Genomic DNA, 25195 nt, shown 5'->3' with positions numbered 1-25195 from the left:
TCGGTGCGCAAAACAGAAACATGAGGGTACATTCTGCCATGCGCCGGAATTCCAAGACCAACCGCAATGGACGATTTGCACGGCTCCTTTTGCTAGCAGGCACCGCGATCAGCATGCCGGCGATCGCGCAGGAAGCCCAGTCGGAAGCCGCCGACTCCGATCCCAACGTGATCATCGTGACGGCGCAGAAGCGCAGCGAAAACCTCCAGAACGTGCCGATCTCGATCCAGGCCCTCGGCACACAGAAGCTTGAACAGCTCGGCGTTGCCAGCTTCACCGACTATGCGCAGCAGCTGCCGTCGGTGACGTTCCAGGCGCTCGGCGGCACGCCCGGCACCAATGTCGTTTACATGCGAGGCGTTGCCTCGGGCGGCGATGGCAACCACTCCGGTTCGCTCCCATCGGTGGGCGTGTATCTCGACGAGCAGCCTGTCACGACCATCGGCGGCAACCTTGACGTCCACGTGTATGACATCGCCCGGATAGAAAGCCTCTCGGGCCCGCAGGGCACGCTCTATGGTGCATCTTCGGAAGCCGGCACGATCCGCATCATCACCAACAAGCCCGATACCAGCAGTTTTTATGGCAGCGTCGATGGCGAGGTGAATACCGTCAACAAGGGCGGACAGGGCTACAAGCTCGAAGGCATGATCAACGCGCCACTTTCTTCGAACGCGGCGCTGCGTGTGGTCGGCTGGTATCAGCGCAATGCCGGTTTCATCGACAACGTTCCTGGCACGCGTACCTTCTGCGGAACGCCGACGTTCGATGAAGAGGACAACATCAACGGCTGCGTCAAAGACGGGATCAGCGTCAACAACGCTGCCTTCGTCAAGAAGGACTACAATTACACCGACATCTATGGTGGTCGCGCTGCGCTCAAAGTTGACCTTGACGACAACTGGACGGTCACGCCGCAATTCATGTACCAGGAAACCAAGAGCCACGGCTCCTATGGCTTCGATCCATCGGTCGGCGATCTGCAAGTCCAGCACTTCTTCCCGGAATTCCGGAATGACAAGTTCTGGCAGGCCGCGCTGACCATAGAAGGCAAGTTGGGTAGCTGGGACGCTACTTATGCTGGGGCCTATCTTGATCGAAAGACTTACCAGTCGAGCGATTACACCGACTATTCGGAAGCCTATGACTCGCTGTACCAGTCAGTTGGAGGGCTGGCGAACTACTTCTATTATCAGGATTCGCTTGGGAATACGATTGACCCACGGCAGAACGTGATCGGTACTGATCATTTCAAGAAGTTCAGTCAGGAATTTCGAGTGGCTTCGCCTTCGACGGAGCCCTTCCGCTTCGTAGGTGGACTTTTCTATCAGTACCAGTCGAACCTGATCCACCAGGATTACAAGATCAACAACCTGGGGCCACTCCTTTCAGTCAATGGACAGCCCGGAACGTTGTGGTTGACGCAGCAAAAACGTGTCGATCAGGATTACGCGGCATTTGGCGAATTTAGTTTGGATGTTTCGCCGACTGTCACTTTGACTGCCGGTGGTCGGGCATTCATTTATGATAATACGCTAATCGGTTTCTTTGGCTTCGGCCGCAATCCAGCCTTCATTCAAGGCGCAGATGATAACCCACCACCAAACGCTGCGGGCTCGACGCGCACCGGCGTGGCAGCGTGCTTCACCCAATCTGGACTGCGTTTGCGGAGCGCGCAATTGGCGGGCCAGTCGGACACGACGCTTCTGCCGCCTGCGGTAAATGGAAGCCCCTGTACCAATCTCGGTCTTTTCACGACGAACGGGATAAAGCCGGTCAAGGCTTCGGGATCTGGCGGCACGTACCGGTTGAACGCTACCTGGAAGCCAAACAGTGACGTGCTCGTCTACGCGACGTGGTCTCGCGGTTTCCGGCCTGGCGGCATCAACCGCCGTGCAGACGTGGAGCCCTATGCCGCAGATTTTCTGACTAACTATGAGATCGGCTTCAAGACCACGCTCGCTGGTGGTTTTATTCGCCTGAACGGAGCGATCTATCAACAGAACTGGAAAGATTTCCAGTTTGCTTTCCTCGGCGCGAACAGCTTCACCGAAATACACAACGGTCCCAATGCGCGCATTCGCGGTTTTGATGTGGACGCGTCTATTGGGCGCGGTCCACTGACGTTCAACGTCTCGGCCGCCTATACCGATGCCAAGACGCTCAACAATTTGTGCCTTTTCGACGATCCAACTTTCCAGTGTAACGGTGTGGGGCCAGATGGGGACCCTAATCTCGTTTCGGCACCTAAAGGCACGCGCCTGCCGATCACGCCAAAGTTCAAAGCAAGTGCAACGGCGCGTTATGTTGTCCCCATGGGCAGTGCTAAGGCTCATTTCCAGCTTAACGGGACATACCAGAGCAGGGCAACGTCCGATATCCGCACGGCGATCTACGAGACCTACAGCGGCAACGTGATCAACCCGGCTTCACAATTGGGCAATTTGAAAGCCTTCGGGACGGTCAACAGCACGATAGGAGCCGATTGGGACAGCTATTCAATTGAATTGTTCGTTTCGAACATTTTCGACGAGCGCGGGCAGTTGTCACGCTTCCAGCAGTGTGGCGCATGTGGCCAGAGGCCGTACATTGTGCCCACCACTCCGCGCACATTTGGTTTGCGTGCGGGAGCAAAGTTCTGAACGATTGGAGCCCGGTGCGGATCAGTTCCGCCCGGGCTCGCCCATCCTTACCAACGCAGCCAAGGTTGAAGTCACCGGAGCCGCAATTCCTGCGGCCTTCGCGGCCTTCACGATCTCGCCGTTGATGGCATCGATCTCGGTCGGTCGACCTGCCTGACGGTCCTGCAGCATCGAGGGTTTGTGCGCCTTGTGATTGGCAAGGGCAAAGTCAGTCTTTGCAAGCAGTCTCACGCGATCCATGGCTATGCCTTTGGTGGCAGCCACGGCGATGGTCTCGTCAATCACGGCGCCGGCAATGCTCCGCCCCTCCGGTGTATCTAGCCCACCAACCGGCAGATTCAGAATCGTGGAGAGCGCATTGAGCGCTGCATTGAACGCGGCTTTTTCCCAGATTGCAGCCAGCACCTGCGGATCATGTTGCGCACCCATGTGTGCAGCATTGAGTAACTCCACCGCAGACTGTGCAGTTGTTTCGCCCGCTGGATCGAAGGCTCCCAGCCAAACGTGACCCGTGCCATGCGCGGCAACGCCATTTGGCGGAGCAAAATCCGCCGGCCAATCGGTAACGCCCGCAAGTACGTTGGCGGGAGAGAACACTTCGGCGATCGCTTCAGCATTGCAGAGCCCGTTCTGCAGGGTCAAAGCGCAGCAGGATCCTTTTGCCAGATGAGCGACAGATGCGATGGCTGAGCGGCTGTGCATCGCTTTGGTGAATAAAAGTACGAGATCTGCGGGGTCGGCATCCTCCGCTGTGCAAGCCTTCACCTTGACGACATGCTCGCCGGTTTCATCGTGCAAGTGGATGCCTTCGGCGGCAACGATGCTTAGCCGCTTGCGATCGACGTCCACGATGGTGACCTGGGCCCCAGACAATGCGAGGCGAGCCGCGAAGAGGCATCCCATCGCTCCTGCGCCGACGACAACTACTTTATCCATCGCGGAAATCCCTCACGTACGTGCATGTGCGTGTGATAATCCCGACCGCAGTTGAGGCTCGTCAAGCGTAAGTGTCGCGCAAAAGTGGAAAATGTCGGACGAACTGGAGCGCCGCTTCGGGCAGAATTCCGGCGCGCCGTTTGTGCAGACTGAAGTGTCGGTTCATGGATAGTTCCGGAACGGCCAACTTGCGCATCGAACCATTGGCAGTGTGAGCCTTCAAAAGCGGTTCAGGCAACCAGCACAGAAGTTCGCTGCGGGCGGCAACCGAGATCATCGCTTCCACCGAACTGCTCTCCGCTACGATCCGCGGAGGCGGCATGCCCGATTGTTCGACGATCTCCTCGAACAGCGTCCGGGGCGTGAAGGCAGGGCTTGGCATGACCCAGCCATAGTGGAGGGTTTGGCGCAGCGTTGCGGAAGGAGGCAAAGGATGGTCAGCAGCACAGAACACGGCAAAGGTATCGCTGTAATCGCAAGTTCCGACCGTGCACACGTCTCGGTGCGAGAACACTCGGGAGGGAATGGCAAGGTCGATGCGCCGGGTAAGTAGCGCTTCGAGCAATTCTCCGTCGACGGCCTCGACCATGTCGATTGTAAGCAGCGGTGTCTCGGCGAGGACACGGCCGACCGTCTCGGCGACAAGAGTTCGCAGCACTGCCGCCACCGCGCCAACACGAACGGTGCCGCGACGCAATCCGCCCAAAGCCGCAAGCTCATCACGAGTGTTCTGCATCTCGCTGATCAGGTGGCGAGCGTGGGGAAGCATCAGCCGTCCTGCCTCAGTCAGTGCCATGCCCTTGCCGCCGCGCTCGAACAGCCGATGCCCGAGGCGCTGTTCCATTGCCTGGATCTGACGGCTGAGCGAAGGTTGGGTCATGTTCACGACGCGCGCCGCGCGCCCAAGACTGCCCGTCTCTGCAATCGCGACAATGGCGCGAAGCTGGCGCTCATCAAAATCCATGCAAAAACCGTATGACTTTACACACAGAATGCAATTGTTTCGCAAGGCTGTCAGGTACACCCTCCGACACAATCGAAAAGCGGGGAGAGTCATGCCAACAGTGCGCGCCGTAACGATCGAACTCTTGCGGGAACTCGGAATGACTACGGTGTTCGGCAATCCGGGCTCGACGGAATTGCCGATGTTCCGCGATTTTCCGGCAGACTTCCGCTATGTCATGGGCCTTCAGGAAAGCGTTGTGCTGGGCATGGCTGATGGCTTTGCGCAAGGTACTGGCCGGGCGGCTATCGTCAATTTGCACAGCTCTGCCGGCGTGGGCCATGCATTGGGCAATCTGTTCACTGCATTCAAGAATCAGACGCCGCTTGTTGTTACGGCCGGACAGCAGGCGCGCTCGATCTTGCCCTACGAGCCTTTCCTGTTTGCCGAGCGAGCTGCTGAATTTCCGCGTCCCTTCGTGAAGTGGTCATGTGAACCTGCGCGCGCCGAGGATGTGCCCGCCGCGATCCATCGCGCATGGCTGGTGGCGATGGAGCCACCGTGCGGACCAACGTTCGTGTCGATCCCCATCGATGATTGGGACCGCGAGTGCGAGCCGTTGATAACGCGCAAGGTGTTCGCCGCCCGTCAGGCTGATAGTGAAGCCATTGCCTCCTGCGCCCAGGCTCTGGCAGCCGCGAAACGGCCTGCCATTGTCGTCGGTGCCGGTGTGGCGCGTGATGACGCCTGGGACGAAGTCGTGGCACTGGCGGAACGGCACAATGCTTCGGTCTGGGTTGCGCCAATGTCGGCACGCTGCAGTTTCCCCGAGGATCATCCGCTTTTCGCTGGCTTTCTGACGGCTGGGCGCGAGGCAATCGTTGCCGCGCTTTCGCCATATGACTTCGTACTGGCTCTCGGTGGCCCGATGAGCCTTTATCACGTCGAAGGGCAGGGGCCGCATGTCCCCGAGACGTGCGAAGTCTGGCTGATCGGCGACAACCATGTTCATGCCGCATGGGCACCGGCGGGCACGGCTATCGTCGCCGGTTGCAAGGCGGCAGTTGCTGCGTTGCTGACCCAGGCCGGAAATCCGGTTCGTGCCGCACCAGCACCTCGCGACCCAGCGCCTCTGCTCGATGGCACGGCGATGACGGATGCCTACGTCCTGCAGCGTCTCGCAGCCCTTCGCGCGTCGGACAGCGTTATCGTTGAGGAGGCGCCATCAAGCCGTGGGCCGATGCACGATTTTTTGCCCATCCTGCGCAAGGACACGTTCTACACGACGGCAAGCGGGGGCCTCGGTCATGGCCTTCCAGCTGCTGTGGGCCTTGCCATGGCCAGGCCGCATGACAAGGTCATCGCGGTGCTTGGCGACGGCTCGGCAATGTATGCAATCCAAGGCCTTCACGCTGCGGTCCAGCATGGGGTGTCGGTCAGCTTCCTCGTGATCAAGAATAACCGCTACGAGGCGCTTCACCATTTTGGTCGCCACTTCGGCATGCAGGAGATAGTCGGCACCAAGTTCCCTGAACTCGATTTCTGCAAGCTGGCCGAGGGCCATGGTGTGAACGCCCGGCGCGCAACCGACGCAGCCTCGCTTGACGAAGCGCTGGCATGGACGCTCAGCGCTTCAGGACCAACACTGGTGGAGGCTGTAGTCGTATGACCTTGCGCCTTTCGGACCTTATCGATGATCGCCCCGGGGAGGGCGTATTCCGCGTCAGTCGTGCGATCTTTACCGATCAGCGCGTATTCGATGCCGAGGTGCGCCAATTGTTCGAAGGCGGCTGGATATTCCTTGGCCTTGAGAGTCAGGCACCAGAGCCGCACGATTTCTTCACCACCTTTGCCGGGCGCGTCCCGGTCATGGTTCAGCGCGATGGCGAGGGGGGGCTACGGGCATTCGTCAATTCCTGCCCGCACAAGGGGGCGCGACTGGCGCAGGTGCGACAAGGAAATGCGCGACTGCATGTCTGCCCTTACCACAGCTGGAGCTTCGACAGCGCCGGGCGAAACAAGGCGGTTAAGTGGAAGTCCGCTGGCTGCTATTCGCAAGCCTTCGACCAAGACGATCATGGCCTTGCCGTGCTGCCGCACTTCGCAAACTACCGGGGCTTCCTTTTCGGCAGCCTTGCGGCCGATGTTCCCACACTTGGCGACTATCTCGGCGAGGCGGCCAAACTGCTCGATCTCGTGGCTGATCAGAGCGACGAAGGCATGGAACTTGTTCCGGGGCAGGTGACCTTCACCTACGAGGCCAACTGGAAACTCCAGCTGGAGAACTGTTCTGACGCCTATCACTTCACTTCGGCGCATCCCTCCTACATCCGGGTTCTGGAGCGGCGGCAGAAGGAACTGAGCGAAGATGTCGTCGCATCCGTTTGGGAAAACAGTGATTACTGGAAGGAGGACACTCAGGGCGTAGGCGGCGGGAGCTTCAGTTTTGCAAACGGGCACGTTCTGAACTGGGGCGTGTTTGGCGTGACACCGGCGATCCCGCTCTATGAGCGCGCAAAGGAACTTGCCGAGCGGCACGGCGAGGCCAGGCGAGACTGGATGTTCAACATGCGCAACCTCACGATCTTCCCCAACCTTCAGGTGGCAGAGAACGCGTCGAGCCAATTGAGAGTAATCCGGCCCTTGGCACCCGGTCTGACAGAAATGCGAACATGGTGCATCGCCCCCAGGGGCGAAAGTGCTGCCGCTCGCCGTCAGCGAATCAGGCAGTACGAGGACTTCTTCAACCCGACCGGCATGGCCACGCCTGACGATACGGTGTCCTATGAGAACTGCCAGATCGGATTTGCTGCAACCCTTGAACCATGGCTGCAAGGATATGCTCGCGGGATGACAGCAAGCGTCGAGGGCGGAAACCGCTTTGCCGATCGCATCGACCTGTTCCCGGAACGCAGCGTGCTGGCGGACTCGCAATTGTGCGATGAGACGCTCTACCACAGCTACTATCGCGCTTGGGCCATCCGGATGGCCGGGGAGTTCGCCGCATGAGTGGCGCGCTGACACGCGGCGAAGCCGAAGACCTTCTCTATCGCGAGGCCATGCTCATTGATGCCAACCGTTTCTCCGAATGGCTCGAACTGTTCACGCCCGATACCGAATTCTGGATGCCCGCGTGGCGCGATGAAGTCACGCTGACGCAGGATCCTGATCGCGAGCTATCGTTGATATACTACAAGGGGCGACGCAATCTCGAGGACCGGGTCATGCGCCTCACCTCAGGTCTATCGACCGCTTCTGCCCCGCTACCCCGCGTTGTCCATCAGGTGACGAACGTGCTGGTCACGGGCGAGGGTGAAGTTTCGGCCGCGTTCACTTGTCATCGCTTCGATGTGCGGATGAACCGCGCGGACTGCTTCTTCGGCCGTTACGAATATCGACTGGTCCGGGTCGAAGACGCGTGGCGGATCGCGCGCAAGAAGATCATCCTGCTCAACGACACGATCCCCACGGTCGTGGACATCAACGCGATCTGATCAGGCGATGACGTCTGCCACTGGCACGTAGTCATAGCCTAGTTCGCGGGCGACTGCTTCGTATGTCACCTTGCCTTCGTGCACATTGAGGCCGGCTGCAAGGTGCGGATCCGCACGCAACGCGGCCTTCCAGCCCTTGTCGGCGATGCGCAGGGCGTGGGGCAGGGTGACGTTGTTCAGCGCATAGGTGCTGGTCCGTGCAACGGCGCCGGGCATGTTGGCGACGCAATAGTGGACCACGCCATCGATGACATAAGTCGGCTCGGCATGGGTCGTTGCCTTTGAGGTTTCAAAGCAACCGCCTTGGTCGATGGCCACGTCGACCAGCACCGAACCCGGCTTCATCGTTGAGAGCATGTCCCGCGTGACCAGCTTTGGCGCCGCCGCTCCGGGGATCAGCACCGCACCGATCACCAGATCGGCCTCCGCCACAAGCGAGGCAAGCGCTGCCTTGCCCGAATAGAGGGTACGAGCGCGGCCCTCGAAGTGGTTGTCCAGCTTTTCAAGCACGTCGGGATCGCGGTCGAGGATCGTCACGTCGGCACCGAGGCCGACGGCCATCTGCGCCGCATTGAAGCCGACTACGCCACCGCCGATCACCACGACCTTGCCCGGCAAAACCCCGGGAACGCCGCCGAGCAGGACGCCGCGTCCGCCATGCGCTTTCTCGAGCGCGGTGGCGCCAGCCTGAATCGCCATGCGACCGGCGACCTGGCTCATCGGCTTGAGCAGGGGGAGGGCATTGCCTGCACCGGTCACCGTTTCATAGGCGATGGCGGTTACGCCGGATTTGACGAGATCGGCAGTCTGCTCTGGATCGGGTGCGAGGTGCAGGTATGTGTAGAGAATCTGGCCCTTGCGCAGCATTGCGCGTTCCACGGCCTGCGGTTCCTTGACCTTCACGATCATTTCGCAGCCATCAAACACGACCCGCGCATCTGCCTTGATCGTTGCTCCTGCGGCTTCGTAATCGGCGTCACTCGCACCGATGCCATTCCCTGCGCCCGTTTCCACCCAGACTTCGTGGCCATGGGCGACGAGTTCACGAACGCTCTCGGGCGTCAGACCGACGCGGTATTCGTGGTTCTTGATTTCCTTGACGGTGCCGACACGCATGGAACGCTCCTGAGGATCGAGTTCTACTGGATGACGCAAGGTTATCCCGACGGTGCCGGCAGTTCTTGCCTAATTTGGTATTTGAGTGAGGCATTTTTGGTGATAATTACCGAATTAAATCGAAATTTCGGGAAATTCTCTCATGGATCGTGCCGACATCGCCTTGCTTGAAGCGCTTCAGAGCGACTCATCGCTGTCCATTTCCGAACTGGCAGAGAAGGTCTCACTTTCATCTTCCGCCTGCCATCGCCGCATCAAGGCGCTTGAGCAGGCCGGGATTATTGCGGCGTATGGAGCGCGGCTGGAGCCGCGCAAACTCGGGCTGTCCGTGGAAGTATTTGTCGAGATTACTCTCACTAGCCAAAGCCGTGAGGCGATGGACAAGTTCGAACGTTCGGTTCTCGACTTCGACGAGATCCTCGAATGTCACCTCATGTCCGGCACGGCGGACTATCTGCTACGGGTGGCAGCGCGCGACCTTGACCAGTACGATCGGGTCCACCGTGAATGCCTTGCCCGCCTGCCGGGCGTATCATCTATGCGGTCCAGTTTTTCGCTTCGGCGGATCAAGCAGATGCGGGGGTATCCGGTTCGGAGCGCGCGAGCCCCCTGATCTCATCTTCCGTGATTGTCTTGACCAGCGTGACGAACGAGTGCGCGGCGATACGTTCGATATGCGGCATGCGCTTCTCGAACGGCTTTCCGTTTCCGGCAAAGATGGTCATGCCCTCCATCGAACCCGATATGAACAAGGCCACGATCTCGCGGTATTTCTCGTCGAGATCCGGGCGCATTTCCGCAATGATTTCCATGAGCGGAGCACGTGCCCGCACATACAGTTCCTGGATGCGTTCGGACACGAAAGCATCATGGTTCGACAGCGCCCAAAGTTCCGGAAAGAAGTTAGTCGTCTTCTTCGAGCGGATGTCGTCGAGGATCAGGTTGCACATGCGGCGTAGACGTTCTTCTGCCGGAACACCGGGCATGTGAACGATGTCGACGAACTCGACCTCGTAGCTCCTTATGACGGCTTCCATGAGTTCTCTTACGAGGTCCTCGCGGCTGCGATAATGATAGGTGAGGTTGCCGAACTTCATCCCACAGGCAGTCGCGACTCGGCGCATCGACATCGCGCGATAGCCTTCCTCGATGAGGATCGTGAGTGCTGTGCGCAGGATCAGCTCACGCGTTTCCTGGCCCTTCAGATAGCCACCTTCGCGTTCCGGCATGATCATGTCGGTTACGAACTTTGGGGTGTCATCTACCTGATTCATCGAAATAAGTCCTTGATCCCATCCGTGCTTTATCGAAAGTCTGAAAACCTGTCACTCGACAAAATTAGGTCACTTGACAGATTTGTTGCCTATTTGAGACTATGTCCATGCGGCTGAAGACGTACTTCGGGTCGCGAGGGGAGTGCTCGCATGAGGTTTGTTGCTCTGGCTCTGGCGCTGTCGGCATCGGGATTGTGCCTTGGTGATGCCGCGATTGCCGCGCCCGCTGCCGCGAAGACGCCTTTCCCGAAGGCGCTTCCCGAAGAATCCATTCCAGCCGTAACGAAGTTGCCGGCGCAGTGGCCGGCTAGCTGGGTGCTGATCCATGATTTCCATTTCAACGCGATCGTCGATGGCCGGGTCATGCTTGTCGATACGACATCGGCAGACCGCCCGGTCAAGGGGATGGTGCGCGCAGCGCAGTTTGCCAACATGCTCGTCTCTCCCACGCGAGGCGAGGTCCTCACCTCGGAAACCTTCTATTCACGCCTGACGCGTGGCGAACGCACCGACGCAGTTACGATCTGGGACATGGCTACACTCCAGCCCAAGGGTGAAATCGTGTTGCCGGGCGGAAAACGCCAGCAATCCGTCACATACCCCCAATTGTTCCAGTTCACCAACGCAGACAAATGGGCACTTGTCGCGAATTTTACGCCTGCACAATCGGTTAGCGTGCTGGATCTTGATGCACGCAAAGTCATTGCCGAGATCGATCTCCCGGGATGCGCCCAGATTTACCCGACCGGCGAACGTGGTTTCTCGAGCTTCTGTGCCGATGGCTCCCTGTTCAGCGTCAAGCTAGGGCCGGATGGGCAAGCGGTTTCGTCAAAGTCCGTCGACAAGGTCCAGGACATCGATAACCAGCCACTTTTCAGTACCCCTGCGTGGGTCGGCAAGACTGCCTGGTTTGTCAGCTATCGTGGCCAGATCCAGGCACTCGACTTCTCGGGAGAGGTCGGAAAGCCGCTGGCGGGAAGCTTCAACGTGGGGAACGCCGAAGGTGCTACACCTGAGTGGCGCCCCGGGGGCTGGCAGGTCATTGCTGCCGATGCCGCAGGCAAGCTATACATCTTGATGAGCCCAGCCGGGCGTGAAGGCAGTCATAAGGATGGCGGGACCGAAGTCTGGGTCGTCGATCCCGTTGCCAAGGCTCGCACCGCACGAATTTCGCTGCGCAGTGTAGCGACCGCCATTTCGCTGACCAAGGAAGCGCAGCCCCGCCTGATCGTTGCACGCGGCGATGGCGAGGTGGATGTGCACGATCCGGTTTCGGGCGCCTTTCTCCGCTCGCTCGGTGCCGCCGGTGGTTCGAATCCGATCCTGATTACCGCACCCTGATATGGGCCCCCTATCACTTTTCCTCGCGATGCTTCTGGCCGGTTCGGTCGCGCACAAGGCGATCGCGCATGATCGGCTCGCCAGCGTTGCCAGTCGTCTGACCGGCCTGCGTGCCCAAGGCATTGTGCCGTTGGTCCTCGCAGGCACGCTGGAGGCGATAGCAGCCGCATGCCTCGTCGTGCCGGAGCTGCGCAGTGTCGGTTCGCTCCTCGCTACGGTGGTGTGGTCGGCCTACACATTCGCCCTTCTGCGTCACCGAGGCGAGACTCTCGATTGTGGATGCGATCTCGTCGCTCGCGAAAAGCCGGTTGATTGGCCCTTGATCGCACGCCCGGCTGTGCTTGCTGCCATCGCCGCACTTGTTTCCACCCTGCCGGCAGTGCCGCTTGGCATCGATGCGCCCTTCGCAGCCGCCGGACTTCTTGCGCTCTATCTCGCAGCCTCCGAGCTGCTTGTTATTCCCAATCCTCGCTGGAGGAAGTCGTAATGCTGACATCCCAGATCCTGTTGTGGACCGCCGTGATAGTCGAGGGGCTGCTTATAGCGGCGCTCGCCCGACAGGTTGGCATTCTTCATGAACGCATCGCTCCGGCAGGGGCTCTGACTCTGCACCAGAAGGTCGAGGTGGGCGAAGTGGCCAGCCCGATGACCCTGGTCACCATCGATGGTGCGCCCGTCGAGATTGGCGGCAAACGGGATGGGCGCAGCCAACTGCTGTTCTTTGCCTCGCCGGACTGCCCGGTCTGCAAGTCGTTGCTGCCGGTCGTGCGCTCGGCAGCCAGCGCCGAGGCGGATTGGCTCGATGTCATCGTGGCGGGGGACGGTTCGAAGGCGGAATATCTGCGCTTGCGTGAACTCCATACGCTGGAACGGGTGCCGATGGTCCTGTCGGAAGCCTTGGGCCGCGCGTTCGGCGTGTCCAAGCTGCCCTATGCCGTACTGTTGGACGAACAGGGGAAGGTTGCTTCGCTCGGCCTCGTCAACAGCCGCGAACATCTTGAAAGCCTGTTCGAAGCCAAGGAACGAGGCGTTGCCTCGATCCAGGATTTTCTCGCTCGTCGTAAGGGAGCCTGAGCTGTGGCTGGTTTTGACAAATGGACGGAGCGCCTGACCCGCGGCATAGCGCGCGGCACTTCCCGCCGCAGCACTCTGGCATGGCTGGGTGCGACAATTACCGGCGCAGCAGTGTTTCCTGTGCTCCCTGTGGCCCGCGCGGCCAGCGGCAGTCCGCACGGTGGAGGGGGCGGACACGCGCCGATCTCCTCGGGTAATCCCCAAGACCCCGGCGATCAGGCAGCTTGCGATTACTGGCGCTATTGCGCAATCGACGGCTTCCTCTGCTCGTGCTGCGGTGGTTCGGTCAGCACCTGTCCTCCGGGCACCGAGATGTCGCCGATCACCTGGATCGGCACTTGCACCAATCCCGCCGACAACCGCGCCTATGTGATCAGTTACAACGATTGCTGTGGCACTTCTTCCTGCGGCCAGTGCCTGTGCAACCGTAACGAAGGCGACCGTCCGCAGGTGCGGCCACAGTCCAACAACGACTACAACTGGTGCCTTGGAACCGAGAGCAGCATCTACAACTGCTCGACAGCGGTGATCGTCGGTGTCGCGCTGGATGCGCCGAAATGAAGATTGTGCTCGGCCTTGTTCCGGTAATGGCCGTTGCGGCGTTCGCGCTGCCTGCCTTTGCCGCTCCCGATGGCGCAGCGGTCTTCGCGCGGTGCGCTGCGTGCCATACCAAGACCGGTGCCGGTGTGCCGGGAGCCTATCCGCCACTCGGCGCGGACTTTCGTGCTCTTGCAGCCAAGCCCGCCGGACGGCGTTACGTCGCCCTTGCCGTCCTGCGCGGTCTTTCCGGCCCATTGACCGTCGAAGGCAAACCCTATCGCGGCGTGATGCCAGCACAGGTTCTGGACGATGTGTCCACGGCGGCGGTGCTGAATCATGTCGGCACCCAGATCGCCAGGACTGGCCCTGCCTTTAAGCCATTCACTGACAAGGAGGTCGCTGCGCACCGGGCGTCAGGCACTGCACTTTCTGCGGCTGACGTCGCCAAGCTCCACGAAGGAGCTGGCGGCAAATGAAGCGGCTCGCGCTCGCATCGGCCGTGCTTCTCGCTGCTATGGCGGCGGGCTTCGGGGTCCGGGCGAGCGAACCTGTCATGCGCGGCGTGAGCAACCCGCAGCAGGCCCGTATCGATTACATGCTCAAGTGCCAGGGGTGCCATCGCCCCGACGGTAGTGGCGACGACCACTCCAATCCGCCGATGAAGCACATCGTCGCTCGGTTCCTCGGTGTCCCCGGCGGTCGTGAATTCCTCGGCCGTGTGCCTGGTGTCTCGACCGTCGACCTCGACGACGTCCGGCTGACTAATCTGCTGAACTGGACTCTCTACACTTTCGACCCGGCGCACATGCCAGCCGATTTCAGGCCCTACACGCCCAAGGAAATCGGCCAGCTACGGCGCCACCCCCTGCGGCTGGAGAGGGCTCCGATGAGAGCGCAACTGGTCGCAGGTTTTGCGCAGGAAAGAACAAGACCAAACAATCCGTAAGAACACGCCCTGAAGGGGAGGCAAGACAATGAGGGAACGTCTTTTTCGCGGGATCGCGCTGGCTGGGGTAGCCGCAACGTCCATTTTCGCAGCAACGCCCGCTCTGGCGCAGGAGTCACAGGCTGAGAATGCCGTGCCGGAGGGCGAGATCGTCGTCACCGCCACGAAGCGCGCGGAAAGCCTGCAGTCGATCCCGATCTCGGTTTCGGCCATTGGCGGTGAAACGCTATCCAAATCGCGCATCGTCAACGTCGACAGCCTCGTCACCAAGGTTGCCAACCTGCAACTGACCTCGATCGTGGGCGACAACACGCCGATCTTCTCGCTGCGTGGCGTGTCGATGTCGGACTACAGCCTCAACCAGGCAAGCCCCGTCGCGACCTATTATGACGAAGTCTACAAGGGCAACTTCGCCTTCCTCGGCGTTGCGATGTACGACCTTGAGCGCGTCGAAGTCCTGCGAGGGCCGCAAGGCACGCTTTACGGCAAGAACACGACCGGCGGCGCGGTCAACATTATCGCGAACAGCGCCAAGCTGGGTGAGACCAGCGGCTACTTCAACGCAGGCTACGGCAACTACAACCGTGTCGACCTGAATGCTGCAGTCAACGTACCCTTGGGTGACAAGGCCGCCCTGCGCGTCGCCGGTACTTATGCGAAGGCCGATGGCTGGTTCAAGAACGTCGTCCCCGGTAAGCCCGACCTTGCATCAACTGACGAATATGCGATCCGCGCAACGCTCAACGTCGAGGCGAGCGAGACCGTCCGCTTCGTCCTGCGTGCCTCGACCAGCTTCCAGAACCCGCAGAACTACGGCATCTACGCCCAGCCCGAAGCTGCCAATCGCCCGGGTTTGGGCCAGCGCGAGATCGCATCCAACATCGATACCAAGCGCCGCGCCCGGACTTATTCCGTCGCGCTGACCAGCACGTTTGACGTATCGGACGCGCTCACTGTCACCAGCATCACCGCCTGGGACAAGGGTAGCCTGTTCTTTTACGAGGACACCGATGGCACCGCGAGCCAACTGCTTTAAATCCCCTACAACGATCGCGCCACGCAGTTCGCGCAGGACCTGCGCCTGACCAGCGACTTCGGCGGGCCATTCGATTTCATTCTCGGCGGCTATTTCCACCGCGAGAAAGTGTTCAACGAGACGGCTTTCGAAATCGGCAAGGACATTGATTCCGATGGCGTTCCCGGAATCACCGCCAACGACTGCGCGGTCGGTCTGCCTTTCGCCTGCCTGTTCCGCAATCGCTTCGACCAGCTGAAGAAAAGCTACGCGATCTACTCGGACGTGAAGTACGAACTGTCCGATGCGGTCACCATGCGCGGCGGCTTGCGCTACACCCACGACACCGGGGTGCAGAGTGGCTTCCGTTCCGATGCGCTCGGCGTGGATGACTCGTTGATCGTCAACCTGATCCCGCTTTCGTCGCTGCGCTATTCGCAGGACAACCTCTCGGGCAAGATCGGTTTCGATTACAAGCTGGCAGACGGAAATCTGCTCTATGCCAGCGTAAGCCGCGGCTATCGCGCGCCGAGCTTCAACGCCCAGGCCTTCTTCGACCCATCGGAGCTGTCGATTGCCAAGCCGGAGCAGGTCACGTCTTACGAGGTTGGCGCCAAGACGCAGTTTGCTGACCGCAAGATCACGCTCAACGTTGCCGGTTTCTACTACGACTACCGCAACCAGCAGTTCATCAATGTCGATCCCACGTCGGCCGCACAGACCCTGCTCAACATTCCGAAGTCTCGCATTTATGGCGGCGAGGCCGAGCTGACGATCCGCGCCAGTGACCGCCTTACGATCCATAGCGGCATGGGCGTGCTGGCTACGAAGATCCAGCGCGGCAGCGTCAGCGGCGTGAATGTCGCAGGTAACCGGCTCTCGAACGCTCCGACCTTCACCTTCAACGCCACTGTCGATCTAACCGTGTTCGATGGCGACATGGGCAAGCTCTCGCTCCACCCGGACATCGCCTACCAGTCGAGCCAGTTCTTCGAAGTGCTCAACGTGCCCCGCCTGCGCCAGTCGTCCTATGCGCTGGTCGGCGGTCACATCGATTGGGAAAGCGCCGACGGCAGGTTCAACGCCTCGATCTGGGGCAAGAACCTGACCGACAAGTTCTACTTCACCTCGCGCGTCGATCTGCTCGCGGGCTTCGGCTTCGACTACAACCACATCGGCAACCCGCGCATGTATGGCGTGACGGTTGGTGCGAAGTTCTGACATAACTTGAACAAGGCTGCGCCACAGCAGCCGGGAGAGGGCAATGGCTGATTACAAGCTGCTGATTGGCGGCAATCTCGTCGATGGCGACATGACGATGGACGTCATCAACCCGGCCAGCGGGGAGCCGTTCTGCACGGTACCCCGCGCGTCTGCCGCGCAAGCCGATGCCGCGATTGCCTGGGCAAAGGCTGCGGTGCCGGGGTGGTCTGCCGTTCCTTGGGCCGGACGGCAGGCGAAGCTGATCGAGCTTGCCGATGCTATCGCCGCCCGCACGGACGAACTTGCTCGCGCGCTGACCATGGAACAAGGCAAGCCCTTGGCCGAGGCCATGGGCGAACTTGGCATGACCGACGCCTATCTTCGCCATTACGCCACGCTGGAACTGCCAGACCGTGTGATTCAGGACGATGACACCGGCTACATCGCCGTAAAGCACCGTTCGCTAGGTGTCGTGGTGGGCATCATCGCGTGGAACTTCCCGCTGCTCGTCGCCTGCTGGAAGATCGGCCCGGCCGTGCTCGCCGGGAACGCCATCGTGCTGAAGCCTGCGCCGACAACGCCGGTCTGCGCCCTGATCCTCGGCGAAATCTGTCGCGACGTATTCCCGGCAGGCGTGGTCAACATCATCACCGACGCCAACGATCTCGGCCCGCACCTCACGGCGCACCCTGATGTCGCCAAAGTCGGCTTCACCGGCTCCACCGCCACCGGCAAGCGCATTGCTGCAAGCGGCGCTGATACGCTAAAGCGCGTCACGCTCGAACTTGGCGGCAACGATCCGGCAATCGTGCTCGAAGACGTTGACGTGCGCGAGACCGCCCAGGCCATCTTCGGCAACGCGTTTTTCAACAACGGTCAGGTCTGCCTCGCAGTCAAGCGCGCCTATGTCCACGCAGATATTTACGACGCCATGTGCGGCGAACTTGCGCGCCTTGCCGAGGCCGCGGTCGTCGACGACGGTCTCCAGCAGGGCACCCAGATCGGTCCGATCCAGAACGCAGCGCAGTTCGAGAAGGTCAAGGGCTTCCTCGAAGCCGCGCGCCAGGATGGCACCATCGTGGCAGGCGGCGAGGTCATGGAGCGTTCGGGTTACTTCATCCGCCCGACTATCGTGCGTGACGTGACCGACGGCGACAGGATCGTGGATGAGGAGCAGTTCGGGCCCATTCTCCCGATCATCAAGTTCGACGACGTCGAGGACGTAATCGCGCGCGCCAATGCCAGCGACTACGGTCTCGGCGGCTCGGTCTGGTCGCAGGATGTTGGGCGCGCGGCAGATATTGCCTCGCGGATCGAGAGCGGGCAGGTGTGGGTCAACCAGCACATTGCCATTGGCCCGCACATTCCGATGGCCGGTTTCAAGTCCAGCGGCCTCGGCGTAGAACAGTCAGTCGAAGGCCTTGCCGAATACACTCAGACCCAGGTGGTGAACATCAAGCGATGACGCAGCTTTCCTATGCCAAGGGCGCGAATGACGAGCCGCTTCTTGAAAAGACCATCGGGCAGGCGTTGCGCGACGCTGCCCGTCAATGGGGCGAAGATCTGGCACTGGTCTCCCGCCATCAGGGCATCCGTTGGACATGGGCGGAGCTTGACGCCGAAGTCGATCGCATCGCCACCGGATTGCTCGATCGTGGTGTGGTCAAGGGCGACAGGGTCGGCATCTGGGCGCCCAACTGCGCCGAATGGACTTTGCTGCAGTTTGCCACGGCACGAATCGGCGCGGTCCTCGTCACGATCAATCCGGCCTATCGCACCAGCGAGGTGGAGTACGCGCTGAACAAGGTCGGCTGCACGTTCCTCGTCAGCGCAGCGAGCTTCAAGTCCAGCAACTATGTAGTGATGCTGCGCGAATTGGGGGCGGACAAGCTGCCAATGCTGCGCGGCATGGTTGTGCTCGGCTCACAGTTGCATGAAGGCTTCGAACCATGGGATGCCTTGCGAGCAGAACCCGACATGGAGCGGCTTGAAGCAGTCGCGGAAACGCTCCACCAGAACGATGCGATCAACATCCAGTTCACCAGCGGTACCACCGGGTTCCCAAAAGGGGCGACGCTCACCCACCGCAACATCCTCAACAACGGCCACTTCACCGCCCGCACGATCAAGATTGGCCACAAGGACCGCATCTGCATCCCGGTGCCGCTCTACCATTGTTTCGGCATGGTGCTCGGGAATCTGGCTTCGCTGACAAGCGGCGCTGCCATGGTCTATCCGGGCGAGGCCTATGATCCCAGGCTGGCGCTGGAAGCCGTACAGGCAGAGGGCTGCACCGCGCTCTATGGCGTGCCGACGATGTTCATCACCATCCTCGCCCAGCCGGACCTCGACGACTATGACGTCAGCACCTTGCGCACCGGCATCATGGCCGGCTCGCCATGCCCCGTCAGCACAATGCGGCAGGTCATGGATCGCCTCAACATGACGCAGGTCACCATCGGCTACGGCATGACCGAGACCAGTCCGCTGACAACGCAGACCGCAACTGACGATCCCATCGAAGAGCGCGTGGGAACGGTCGGCCGCGTGCATCCTCACGCCGAGGCGAAGATCGTCGGACCCGATGGGGAAACCATGCCAATCGGTGCGCAGGGCGAATACTGCTCGCGCGGATACGCCGTCATGCTCGGATACTGGGACGATCCGGCGAAGACCGCCGAAGCGATCGATGCTGAAGGCTGGATGCATTCAGGCGATCTCGCGACAATGGATGCGAATGGGTATGTCCGCATTACCGGCCGCATCAAGGACATGATCATCCGCGGCGGCGAGAACATCTATCCGCGCGAGATTGAGGAGTTCCTCCTCACGCATCCCGCCATCCAGGACGCGCAGGTGTTCGGCGTTTCGGATGAGAAGTTCGGCGAGGAAGTCTGCGCCTGGATCATCGCGCGGGCAGGGGAGGCATTGACTGCCGAGGACGTTCTCAGCCACTGCAAAGGCCGGATTGCCCACTACAAGATCCCGCGCCACATCCGCATTGTCGAAGCTTTCGCCATGACCGTAACGGGCAAGGCGCAGAAGTTCGAAATGCGCAGGATAATGGAAGCAGAGCTGGTGAGCGAGGCCTGATCTGGCGCGCGACTCGGGAACGAATCGGCGTCGAGGATGTCAGATCATCCCCGCTTAAACCGGATTTTTGCGCGAGCACTGACAAGCAACGCATTAACCATATTTGGCTGGACAGGCGCCGCGATTTGCCTCGTCTGCCAACCGCTTGCCTCTACACACTGGCGCCGCCGGCTCATTAAATCCAGCTAAACAGCCAACCTCAATGGTTAACGGCATCGACGAGTTTCTAGGCGCTTGAAGCCGCTAGGGGCTGTTAACCCTGAGTATTAATCCTCCAATTAGGACGCATCTGGGGCATATTTGATCCATAATGCATCAATCGTGAGTCACGCCTCATTGAAGCGCTGCGTAAAAGGTTACGGACAAGTTAACCAATTGCGGCACTTCGCCGATGTTTCGATGAAAAAAGCTGAAGTCCTTCAGCATCCCGGTTGTCCAATAGGTCAGTTCCGGGCGTGTTGAATAGCGCCTGCACTGGGCTGAGGCAGTATCGAGACACGACAATGCGCCGTTCAGGCCTGCCGAAGTCCTTAGGAGACGATGGTGGGCAATGGGGTGCATCGCATGCCGCTGTTACGGCTTCTCAAAACTGGATCGATAGGGGTGGGCCTGCTCCTGCCGTCCTTCGCCATCGCCCAGTCGACCATTGCAGGGCCGACTGCCTATGTCGGTGGCACACCTGTCATGCTCACCCTCCCCGTTACCGCGTCTGTCGGAGGGCGCTGCGGCTTCGCTGTAAACAACGCGCCTTCGGGTTCTTTTGATGCCGGATTGATCGATCAGGCTGCTTGGTCGAACCAGTTTCCGTTCGTGCTGAATTGCAATGGAGCGGCACGCGTCGCCGTCACCTCGGCAAACGGAGGACTGCGTACTGCAGCGCTTCCAAGTGAACCTGGTTACACCGGCTTGGCACCATACACCGTGCAGCTCGGCCTGGTCGGGGCGGGCGGCACCAGCGCAACAGGGCAGTGCGAAGCTTCTTCGCTTATCGCGGGTGCAAGTGCTCCCTGTTCGTTCATCGGGCCTGCCACGCAAAATCAGGGCCTGCGCATCACGCCCAGCTCGCAGAACCTCACCGGCGCCTACCTTCAGGTCAGTGCGCCAGCTTACTCGGGGCCCGGCGTCCTTGTGCAGGGTGCCTACTCCGACACGCTCACCGTCACGGTTTCCGCTGCCATCTGACCAGTCGTCACCCCAAGACATCGAAAGGCCAAATGAATGAAGAGCGTCCTCTCCTTACTAGCTGCTGGCTCGGCGCTTGCCTTCGCTGCCGCCCCTGCACAGGCCCAGACGGTGACGACCGGTACCGTCAACGTCACTGGAAGCGTTCAGGGTCGTTGTTCGGTCGTTGCACCGGGCGGCGCAGCAACATCGAGCTTCAGCGGCACGATTTCCCTTGGCGCGCTTGATGAGGCGGATGGCACGCTGGCTCCTTCACTCGAAGGGACCACCAGCGCTGCATCAGGTGGATCGCCGGTCATCACCCGCGTCGTCTGCACCGCTGCGTCTGTCTCTCTGGCCATCGCCGCCGATACGCTGGCAAATGGGACAAGGGGTACTGCGCCTGCCACAGGCTATGCGAGCGAGATTGATTACACGGCCGAAATGCAAGTCGGCCTTGCTGCCGGTGGCAACGCTACCGTCAGTTACAACACTGCCACCGGTGCAGCGGCTTCGAATTCTGCAACCGTGGGCCGTCTTGCCACGTCGGCCAACAACGTCACCGTTCGGGCCTTCGGTTTCACCACGCGTGGCGGCAGCAGCAATTTGCTTGTCGCCGGAAACTACGCCTCCACCATCACCGTCAACGTCCAGCCTGCTGCCTGATCGGCACCGCTAATCTTGGAGATACCCAATGCGTAAGCTTGCTTTCCTTACCACTGCCGCTGCGCTTGCCGCTGTGGCCACCCCCGCTCTTGCCGCACCGGTCACCGGCACCGTCAATGTCAGCGGCTCGGTCGCTGCCAAGTGTAAGTTCGTCACCGCCTCGGCTGACCTCCCGCTGGGCGAACTCGCCGACGCCGACGGTGGTCTCGATGCCAGCAAGGTTGATGGTCAGACCCGTACGCTGAACGGCTGGTGCAACAATTCCGCTGCCACACTTTCGGTCAAGGCAACCGCTCTCACCGGCGACCAGGCCGTCACCAGCGGCGCGGAAACGGCGTTCACCGATCGCGTCAACTACACGGCATCGGTCGCTGCCAATGCGCAGACGTTCACTGATAGCAGCACCGATGATCTCGCCAGCACTGCTACCACCGTGAACATGTTCTCGGGTGATATCGTGGTCACCCTCGGTGCCTCGACGGCCAGCAGCAAGAAGCTCGTTGCAGGTGCCTATTCGGGCAAGGTCGAAGTCACCCTGTCACCTACCGTCTGATCATAGACCGACACGCGCTGACGTTCACTCAGGAGCACGATGATGAAAGCCGATCTTCTCAGGTCACCCTTGATCCTTCTTCCCATGCTCGGAATTGCCGTGCCTGCCGCCGCGCAGGAAGGGCCATCCGATACGGCGAGAGGACAAGTGGCGGTGTCAGGTTCGGTTGCTCGTTTGTGCATCCTGGGTGAACCTTCGCGCGCCGTGATCGATATTGGCCAGATGGTGCAGACCTCGGGCGCAAGTGTTGGCCGAATTGCGGCTCTCAGCGCCCAGTCTGTCACCTTGCCCGGCAGCTTCTGCAACTTCGCAGGATCAGTCCTCGGCGTTACTGCGTCGGCCCTTGTCGACGGTTCCGGAGCCGCACCGCCCGCCGGCTTTGCCCGAGCCGTGAATTACACCGCAACTGCCTCGGGATGGGGCAGCGGCGATGCTGAAGCAACGACTTCGGCCGCGTTCGACGGTACCAATCCGGACGCGTCCGGTAGCGGCACCACTCAGCCCGAACCGAAGCTTGGAGACGTCGATGTCTCGCTCTCCTCCTTCACGGCTCCCGGCAACGCCCTGCTGGTTGCGGGAAATTACACCGGTCTCGTCACCGTCACGCTCGGCCCCGTGCCGGTCTCGGAGTAACTCAGCATGACCTACACGCGTTCAACGGCAACACTCGTTGCACTGGCATTGGCCTCCGCTGCAGCGTCGGCCCCGGCAGCGGGGCAGTCTGCCACTGACAGCGAGAGTTTCGCGGTCGTCGGCAACGTCCCGGCAATCTGTATAGGCGGTTCCGTCTCGGAAGCGGGTGGCGTGTTCGATCTTGGCGTGCTTGTCGATACCAGCACCGGCTTCCTGCGCACTGATCTCACGGTGCCGGCGCAGGTTCTCTCAGGCAGCTTCTGTTCGGCACGCAGTTCGATCGCCGTTTCGGCGTCGCCGATTACTGCGCAGACATTCACCTCTTCGGCGCCCGCTGGCTTTTCACGCAGCGTCGATTTTACAGCGACCGCTTCGGGATGGACGGCTACGCCCGCTACGTTTGCGACTGCGGCTGCATCCAATCCTTCGTCCTTGCAGCAGCGTGACACACCGTTTTCCGGACCGATTTCGGTAGGGATTGGCAGTTTCACCACGACCGGTGGAGCCGCTCTGCGACTGGTTGCGGACACCTCCTATCGCGGCACCGTGACCGTCACGCTCACACCGGAGAGCTGAGCCATGCGCAGGCAAACCGCAACTTTGATGGCGCTCGCTCTGCTGCAATTTGGCACCGATCCGGCGATTGCGCAGCAGACATCGGCGGTTCACGGCTTGCCTGTAACCGGCTCAACACCACAGGTCTGCACGCTCGCTGGCGGCGAACTGCAGACTGGCCAACTCGTCAACTTCAATGGTCTCAGTGGTGATACATTGCAGGTCACCCAGCTGCTCGACCAGCAGACGCTTGCCGCACGCCCGGCCAGTGCCTCGGTCTCCTTCGAAGCAGCCTGCAACTATCCTCACCGGATCCGCATTGAGTCGCAGAACAACGGGCTCTGGCCAACCGACGGCAGGCAAGTCAGCGATGCGCCGGGCTTTGCTACTGCCTTGCCTTATGATGCCAGCATCACCTGGGGGATTGCCACGGGCGTTCTTCAGACTGACGCGCGCGTGCGCAGCAGCCGAGAGCAAAGGATCAACGTCGATCAGGCAACCGCCGGCACAGTGACCTTACGCCTCGCCATACTCGCAGGTGCCTCGAACAACGGTGTGAATGCCCCCGTACTTGCAGGGGTGTATGGCGATACCTTGCGCATCACGCTGGAGCCACGCTGATGCGGAGACTTCTGTTTTTCGTGGCACTGCCTGCCGCTTTCGTCGGATCTGTGTCCGTTAGATCTCAGGAAGTGAACCGGGGCAGTCGCCAACTTGAACTGAACGCTACGGCGGCATTCGGCTGCGTGGTGCGCACGCCACGTGCCTTGGCAAGCTCCAATGCCTCGTTCTCCTCGACTGGTGATGGTGGCGGCAGGGTAGTGCTCACACGCCTGGTCGACCCAGACACCGCCTTGCCCCGTCCATCCACTGTCGAACTCGCCATTCCGGCCACGTGCAACGCATCACACAGAGTCACGGCGATCTCCGCTAAGGGCGGCCTTGGCCGCATCGGTGCTGCGGGTGCGCCCGGGCAGGGATTTGCAGAACTTCTGCCCTATGCCCTTCGCGTCAACTGGGCAGGAGCACAGGTCGAACGTGCGAGCAATGCCGGCAGCCTTGCGCTGGTAATCCCTAACGGTGCCACGGGGGACATCGCCCTGCGCGTGGCCACGCCGGAAGGTGGCACGCCGCTGGTCGCCGGCTCATACGACGACACCATTGTGATTCAGCTTCAGCCAACTGACTGACCTATCGCCTGCGGGCACGGAGACTTTCGTGAAATCCTTCTCCACCTTCCTTGCCGCAGTGGCGCTGTCATCGATGTTTGTCTCGCAAGCCGCGACAGCGATGACTGTCCAGCCAGTCGTGATCGACATGAAGACGTCAGGTCGGGAAATGTCGCAGGTCGTGACAGTCGAAAACACTTTCGCCAATCCGCTTCCGGTGGAATTGAGCGTGCAGGAACTGCAGCTGACCGAGAATGGCGTATCGCCGACCGGAAAGGATCCCGGCGACCTGCTGGTTTTTCCCCCGCAAGCCATGATCGAACCTGGCCAGACCCAGAGCTTTCGCGTCCAATACGTTGGTGATCCAGCGCTGGCTTCAAGCAAGCATTACTACATCACCGTGGCGCAACTGCCGGTGAAACTGCCGGAAGGCCAGTCTGCCATCCAGATCCTCTATAACTTTCAGGTGCTCGCCAGTGTCGCACCGGCTGGCGCCAAACCGCGCCTGGAAATCAGGAGCGCGCAGGTTGGCAAGGATGCTGCGGGCAAGCCGGTGGCGGTGCTGAGCGTAGCAAACCCGTCTGCCGTCCACGGCTACCTCAGCGCCAGCAAACTGCGGATCATAGAGAAGGATACCGCCGGAAAGGAGCAGTTCCGCCGTACGCTGTCCGGTCCGGAGATCCAGCAGACCATCGGCTTTGGCCTTGTTGGCGCGAACCAGACGCGGACGGTCACCGTGCCGGTCGAGCTGCCACTGGCAGACGGCACGGTCGAGGCAAGCATCAGTCCGGAAGGTTGAAGCAATGCACGGGGGGGCTCGTCGCGTTTTTGCCATCGGCGC

General features: G+C 60.7%; 27 protein-coding genes. 23 read left to right on the top strand and 4 right to left on the bottom strand.

Annotated elements, in window-relative coordinates; all coding sequences use genetic code 11:
• Positions 1 to 38: 38 nt before the first annotated feature.
• Complete coding sequence (locus IQ25_RS17885; RefSeq protein ID WP_144907635.1) at positions 39 to 2642, top strand: TonB-dependent receptor; 2604 nt, start codon at positions 39 to 41, stop codon at positions 2640 to 2642.
• A 21-nt stretch (positions 2643 to 2663) separates the two neighbouring features.
• Here the strand turns inward: IQ25_RS17885 and IQ25_RS17880 are convergent, their stop codons facing one another.
• Together IQ25_RS17880 and IQ25_RS17875 are read right to left on the bottom strand one after the other, a co-directional pair.
• Complete coding sequence (locus IQ25_RS17880) at positions 2664 to 3578, bottom strand: ketopantoate reductase family protein (protein WP_144907634.1); 915 nt, start codon at positions 3576 to 3578, stop codon at positions 2664 to 2666.
• A gap of 61 nt (positions 3579 to 3639) precedes the next feature.
• Positions 3640 to 4542, bottom strand: coding sequence for a LysR family transcriptional regulator (locus tag IQ25_RS17875; protein WP_158637787.1), 903 nt, complete (start codon positions 4540 to 4542; stop codon positions 3640 to 3642).
• Between IQ25_RS17875 and mdlC the strand changes: the two genes are divergently transcribed.
• From mdlC to IQ25_RS17860, 3 genes are read left to right on the top strand one after another with little or no spacing between them, the layout of a single operon-like run.
• Positions 4541 to 6190: a benzoylformate decarboxylase gene (gene mdlC, locus IQ25_RS17870; protein ID WP_407070605.1), complete on the top strand. Its 1650-nt coding sequence runs from the start codon at positions 4541 to 4543 to the stop codon at positions 6188 to 6190. The genes IQ25_RS17875 and mdlC overlap by 2 nt on opposite strands.
• The gene (locus tag IQ25_RS17865) at positions 6187 to 7530 is read left to right on the top strand and encodes an aromatic ring-hydroxylating oxygenase subunit alpha (RefSeq protein WP_144907631.1); all 1344 of its coding nucleotides are present in this window, start codon (positions 6187 to 6189) and stop codon (positions 7528 to 7530) included. The genes mdlC and IQ25_RS17865 overlap by 4 nt, the downstream gene beginning before the upstream one ends.
• Positions 7527 to 8015 (top strand): aromatic-ring-hydroxylating dioxygenase subunit beta, encoded by a 489-nt coding sequence (locus IQ25_RS17860; protein WP_144907630.1) that lies wholly within the window; start codon positions 7527 to 7529, stop codon positions 8013 to 8015. The genes IQ25_RS17865 and IQ25_RS17860 overlap by 4 nt, the downstream gene beginning before the upstream one ends.
• Here the strand turns inward: IQ25_RS17860 and ald are convergent, their stop codons facing one another.
• Positions 8016 to 9131, bottom strand: a complete 1116-nt coding sequence (ald, locus tag IQ25_RS17855) for an alanine dehydrogenase (RefSeq protein WP_144907629.1) — start codon at positions 9129 to 9131, stop codon at positions 8016 to 8018.
• Positions 9132 to 9273: 142 nt separating this feature from the next.
• Here ald and IQ25_RS17850 point away from each other — a divergent pair, with 142 nt between their 5' ends.
• On the top strand, positions 9274 to 9744 hold the full coding sequence (locus IQ25_RS17850; protein ID WP_144907628.1) for an Lrp/AsnC family transcriptional regulator: 471 nt from the start codon (positions 9274 to 9276) through the stop codon (positions 9742 to 9744).
• Here IQ25_RS17850 and IQ25_RS17845 read toward each other — a convergent pair.
• Positions 9698 to 10405 (bottom strand): TetR/AcrR family transcriptional regulator, encoded by a 708-nt coding sequence (locus IQ25_RS17845; protein WP_144907627.1) that lies wholly within the window; start codon positions 10403 to 10405, stop codon positions 9698 to 9700. The genes IQ25_RS17850 and IQ25_RS17845 overlap by 47 nt on opposite strands.
• Positions 10406 to 10555: 150 nt before the next feature.
• Here IQ25_RS17845 and IQ25_RS17840 point away from each other — a divergent pair, with 150 nt between their 5' ends.
• From IQ25_RS17840 to IQ25_RS17760, 18 genes are all read left to right on the top strand, one after another.
• A complete protein-coding gene (locus IQ25_RS17840) occupies positions 10556 to 11746 on the top strand; it encodes an amine dehydrogenase large subunit (protein ID WP_144907626.1) in 1191 nt (396 codons plus the stop codon).
• Position 11747: 1 nt separating this feature from the next.
• Positions 11748 to 12233, top strand: coding sequence for a MauE/DoxX family redox-associated membrane protein (locus IQ25_RS17835; protein WP_144907625.1), 486 nt, complete (start codon positions 11748 to 11750; stop codon positions 12231 to 12233).
• Positions 12233 to 12820: a thioredoxin fold domain-containing protein gene (locus tag IQ25_RS17830; protein WP_181447273.1), complete on the top strand. Its 588-nt coding sequence runs from the start codon at positions 12233 to 12235 to the stop codon at positions 12818 to 12820. The genes IQ25_RS17835 and IQ25_RS17830 overlap by 1 nt, the downstream gene beginning before the upstream one ends.
• 3 nt (positions 12821 to 12823) lie before the next feature.
• Positions 12824 to 13381 carry a methylamine dehydrogenase light chain gene (locus IQ25_RS17825; RefSeq protein WP_144907624.1) on the top strand — a complete coding sequence of 186 codons (558 nt, stop codon included), beginning with the start codon at positions 12824 to 12826 and terminating at the stop codon, positions 13379 to 13381.
• Positions 13378 to 13836, top strand: coding sequence for a c-type cytochrome (locus IQ25_RS17820; protein WP_144907623.1), 459 nt, complete (start codon positions 13378 to 13380; stop codon positions 13834 to 13836). The genes IQ25_RS17825 and IQ25_RS17820 overlap by 4 nt, the downstream gene beginning before the upstream one ends.
• Entirely contained in the window at positions 13833 to 14306 is a 474-nt protein-coding gene (locus tag IQ25_RS17815) for a cytochrome c family protein (protein WP_144907622.1), read from the top strand. The genes IQ25_RS17820 and IQ25_RS17815 overlap by 4 nt, the downstream gene beginning before the upstream one ends.
• A 28-nt stretch (positions 14307 to 14334) precedes the next feature.
• Positions 14335 to 15342 carry a TonB-dependent receptor gene (locus IQ25_RS21385; RefSeq protein ID WP_246415546.1) on the top strand — a complete coding sequence of 336 codons (1008 nt, stop codon included), beginning with the start codon at positions 14335 to 14337 and terminating at the stop codon, positions 15340 to 15342.
• Positions 15343 to 16542 carry a TonB-dependent receptor gene (locus tag IQ25_RS21380; RefSeq protein WP_258537069.1) on the top strand — a complete coding sequence of 400 codons (1200 nt, stop codon included), beginning with the start codon at positions 15343 to 15345 and terminating at the stop codon, positions 16540 to 16542. It begins immediately after the preceding gene.
• A gap of 43 nt (positions 16543 to 16585) precedes the next feature.
• Positions 16586 to 17989 (top strand): aldehyde dehydrogenase family protein, encoded by a 1404-nt coding sequence (locus IQ25_RS17805; protein WP_144907621.1) that lies wholly within the window; start codon positions 16586 to 16588, stop codon positions 17987 to 17989.
• Entirely contained in the window at positions 17986 to 19617 is a 1632-nt protein-coding gene (locus IQ25_RS17800) for an AMP-binding protein (RefSeq protein WP_144907620.1), read from the top strand. The genes IQ25_RS17805 and IQ25_RS17800 overlap by 4 nt, the downstream gene beginning before the upstream one ends.
• 603 nt (positions 19618 to 20220) lie before the next feature.
• A complete protein-coding gene (locus IQ25_RS17795) occupies positions 20221 to 20799 on the top strand; it encodes a hypothetical protein (RefSeq protein ID WP_144907619.1) in 579 nt (192 codons plus the stop codon).
• Between the two features lie 36 nt (positions 20800 to 20835).
• Entirely contained in the window at positions 20836 to 21444 is a 609-nt protein-coding gene (locus IQ25_RS17790) for a hypothetical protein (RefSeq protein ID WP_144907618.1), read from the top strand.
• A 28-nt stretch (positions 21445 to 21472) separates the two neighbouring features.
• Positions 21473 to 21997 (top strand): hypothetical protein, encoded by a 525-nt coding sequence (locus tag IQ25_RS17785; protein WP_144907617.1) that lies wholly within the window; start codon positions 21473 to 21475, stop codon positions 21995 to 21997.
• 42 nt (positions 21998 to 22039) lie between these two features.
• Positions 22040 to 22630, top strand: coding sequence for a hypothetical protein (locus IQ25_RS17780; protein ID WP_144907616.1), 591 nt, complete (start codon positions 22040 to 22042; stop codon positions 22628 to 22630).
• Between the two features lie 6 nt (positions 22631 to 22636).
• Positions 22637 to 23206: a hypothetical protein gene (locus IQ25_RS17775; protein ID WP_144907615.1), complete on the top strand. Its 570-nt coding sequence runs from the start codon at positions 22637 to 22639 to the stop codon at positions 23204 to 23206.
• Between the two features lie 3 nt (positions 23207 to 23209).
• On the top strand, positions 23210 to 23806 hold the full coding sequence (locus IQ25_RS17770; RefSeq protein ID WP_144907614.1) for a hypothetical protein: 597 nt from the start codon (positions 23210 to 23212) through the stop codon (positions 23804 to 23806).
• Positions 23807 to 23877: 71 nt separating this feature from the next.
• Positions 23878 to 24375: a hypothetical protein gene (locus IQ25_RS17765; protein WP_144907613.1), complete on the top strand. Its 498-nt coding sequence runs from the start codon at positions 23878 to 23880 to the stop codon at positions 24373 to 24375.
• 28 nt (positions 24376 to 24403) lie between these two features.
• On the top strand, positions 24404 to 25153 hold the full coding sequence (locus tag IQ25_RS17760; RefSeq protein ID WP_258537067.1) for a fimbrial biogenesis chaperone: 750 nt from the start codon (positions 24404 to 24406) through the stop codon (positions 25151 to 25153).
• Positions 25154 to 25195 lie beyond the last annotated feature (42 nt).

The organism is Novosphingobium taihuense (assembly GCF_007830315.1).
In the GTDB taxonomy this organism is placed as follows: domain Bacteria; phylum Pseudomonadota; class Alphaproteobacteria; order Sphingomonadales; family Sphingomonadaceae; genus Novosphingobium; species Novosphingobium taihuense.
Note: the sequence above shows the minus strand (reverse complement) of the source record. Positions and strands in the feature narration are given on the sequence as shown.

Excerpts from the sequence above, each read along its gene's own strand:
- IQ25_RS17800 (WP_144907620.1), top strand. The coding sequence starts at position 17,986 with ATGACGCAGCTTTCCTATGCCAAGGGCGCGAATGACGAGCCGCTTCTT.
- IQ25_RS17850 (WP_144907628.1), top strand. The coding sequence starts at position 9,274 with ATGGATCGTGCCGACATCGCCTTGCTTGAAGCGCTTCAGAGCGACTCA.
- ald (WP_144907629.1), bottom strand. The coding sequence starts at position 9,131 with ATGCGTGTCGGCACCGTCAAGGAAATCAAGAACCACGAATACCGCGTC.
- IQ25_RS17780 (WP_144907616.1), top strand. The coding sequence starts at position 22,040 with ATGAAAGCCGATCTTCTCAGGTCACCCTTGATCCTTCTTCCCATGCTC.
- IQ25_RS17835 (WP_144907625.1), top strand. The coding sequence starts at position 11,748 with ATGGGCCCCCTATCACTTTTCCTCGCGATGCTTCTGGCCGGTTCGGTC.
- IQ25_RS17785 (WP_144907617.1), top strand. The coding sequence starts at position 21,473 with ATGCGTAAGCTTGCTTTCCTTACCACTGCCGCTGCGCTTGCCGCTGTG.
- IQ25_RS21385 (WP_246415546.1), top strand. The coding sequence starts at position 14,335 with ATGAGGGAACGTCTTTTTCGCGGGATCGCGCTGGCTGGGGTAGCCGCA.
- IQ25_RS17820 (WP_144907623.1), top strand. The coding sequence starts at position 13,378 with ATGAAGATTGTGCTCGGCCTTGTTCCGGTAATGGCCGTTGCGGCGTTC.
- IQ25_RS17805 (WP_144907621.1), top strand. The coding sequence starts at position 16,586 with ATGGCTGATTACAAGCTGCTGATTGGCGGCAATCTCGTCGATGGCGAC.
- IQ25_RS17770 (WP_144907614.1), top strand. The coding sequence starts at position 23,210 with ATGCGCAGGCAAACCGCAACTTTGATGGCGCTCGCTCTGCTGCAATTT.
- IQ25_RS17775 (WP_144907615.1), top strand. The coding sequence starts at position 22,637 with ATGACCTACACGCGTTCAACGGCAACACTCGTTGCACTGGCATTGGCC.
- mdlC (WP_407070605.1), top strand. The coding sequence starts at position 4,541 with ATGCAAAAACCGTATGACTTTACACACAGAATGCAATTGTTTCGCAAG.
- IQ25_RS17840 (WP_144907626.1), top strand. The coding sequence starts at position 10,556 with ATGAGGTTTGTTGCTCTGGCTCTGGCGCTGTCGGCATCGGGATTGTGC.
- IQ25_RS17815 (WP_144907622.1), top strand. The coding sequence starts at position 13,833 with ATGAAGCGGCTCGCGCTCGCATCGGCCGTGCTTCTCGCTGCTATGGCG.
- IQ25_RS17885 (WP_144907635.1), top strand. The coding sequence starts at position 39 with ATGCGCCGGAATTCCAAGACCAACCGCAATGGACGATTTGCACGGCTC.
- IQ25_RS17865 (WP_144907631.1), top strand. The coding sequence starts at position 6,187 with ATGACCTTGCGCCTTTCGGACCTTATCGATGATCGCCCCGGGGAGGGC.
- IQ25_RS17875 (WP_158637787.1), bottom strand. The coding sequence starts at position 4,542 with ATGGATTTTGATGAGCGCCAGCTTCGCGCCATTGTCGCGATTGCAGAG.
- IQ25_RS17860 (WP_144907630.1), top strand. The coding sequence starts at position 7,527 with ATGAGTGGCGCGCTGACACGCGGCGAAGCCGAAGACCTTCTCTATCGC.
- IQ25_RS17845 (WP_144907627.1), bottom strand. The coding sequence starts at position 10,405 with ATGAATCAGGTAGATGACACCCCAAAGTTCGTAACCGACATGATCATG.
- IQ25_RS17830 (WP_181447273.1), top strand. The coding sequence starts at position 12,233 with ATGCTGACATCCCAGATCCTGTTGTGGACCGCCGTGATAGTCGAGGGG.
- IQ25_RS17790 (WP_144907618.1), top strand. The coding sequence starts at position 20,836 with ATGAAGAGCGTCCTCTCCTTACTAGCTGCTGGCTCGGCGCTTGCCTTC.
- IQ25_RS17880 (WP_144907634.1), bottom strand. The coding sequence starts at position 3,578 with ATGGATAAAGTAGTTGTCGTCGGCGCAGGAGCGATGGGATGCCTCTTC.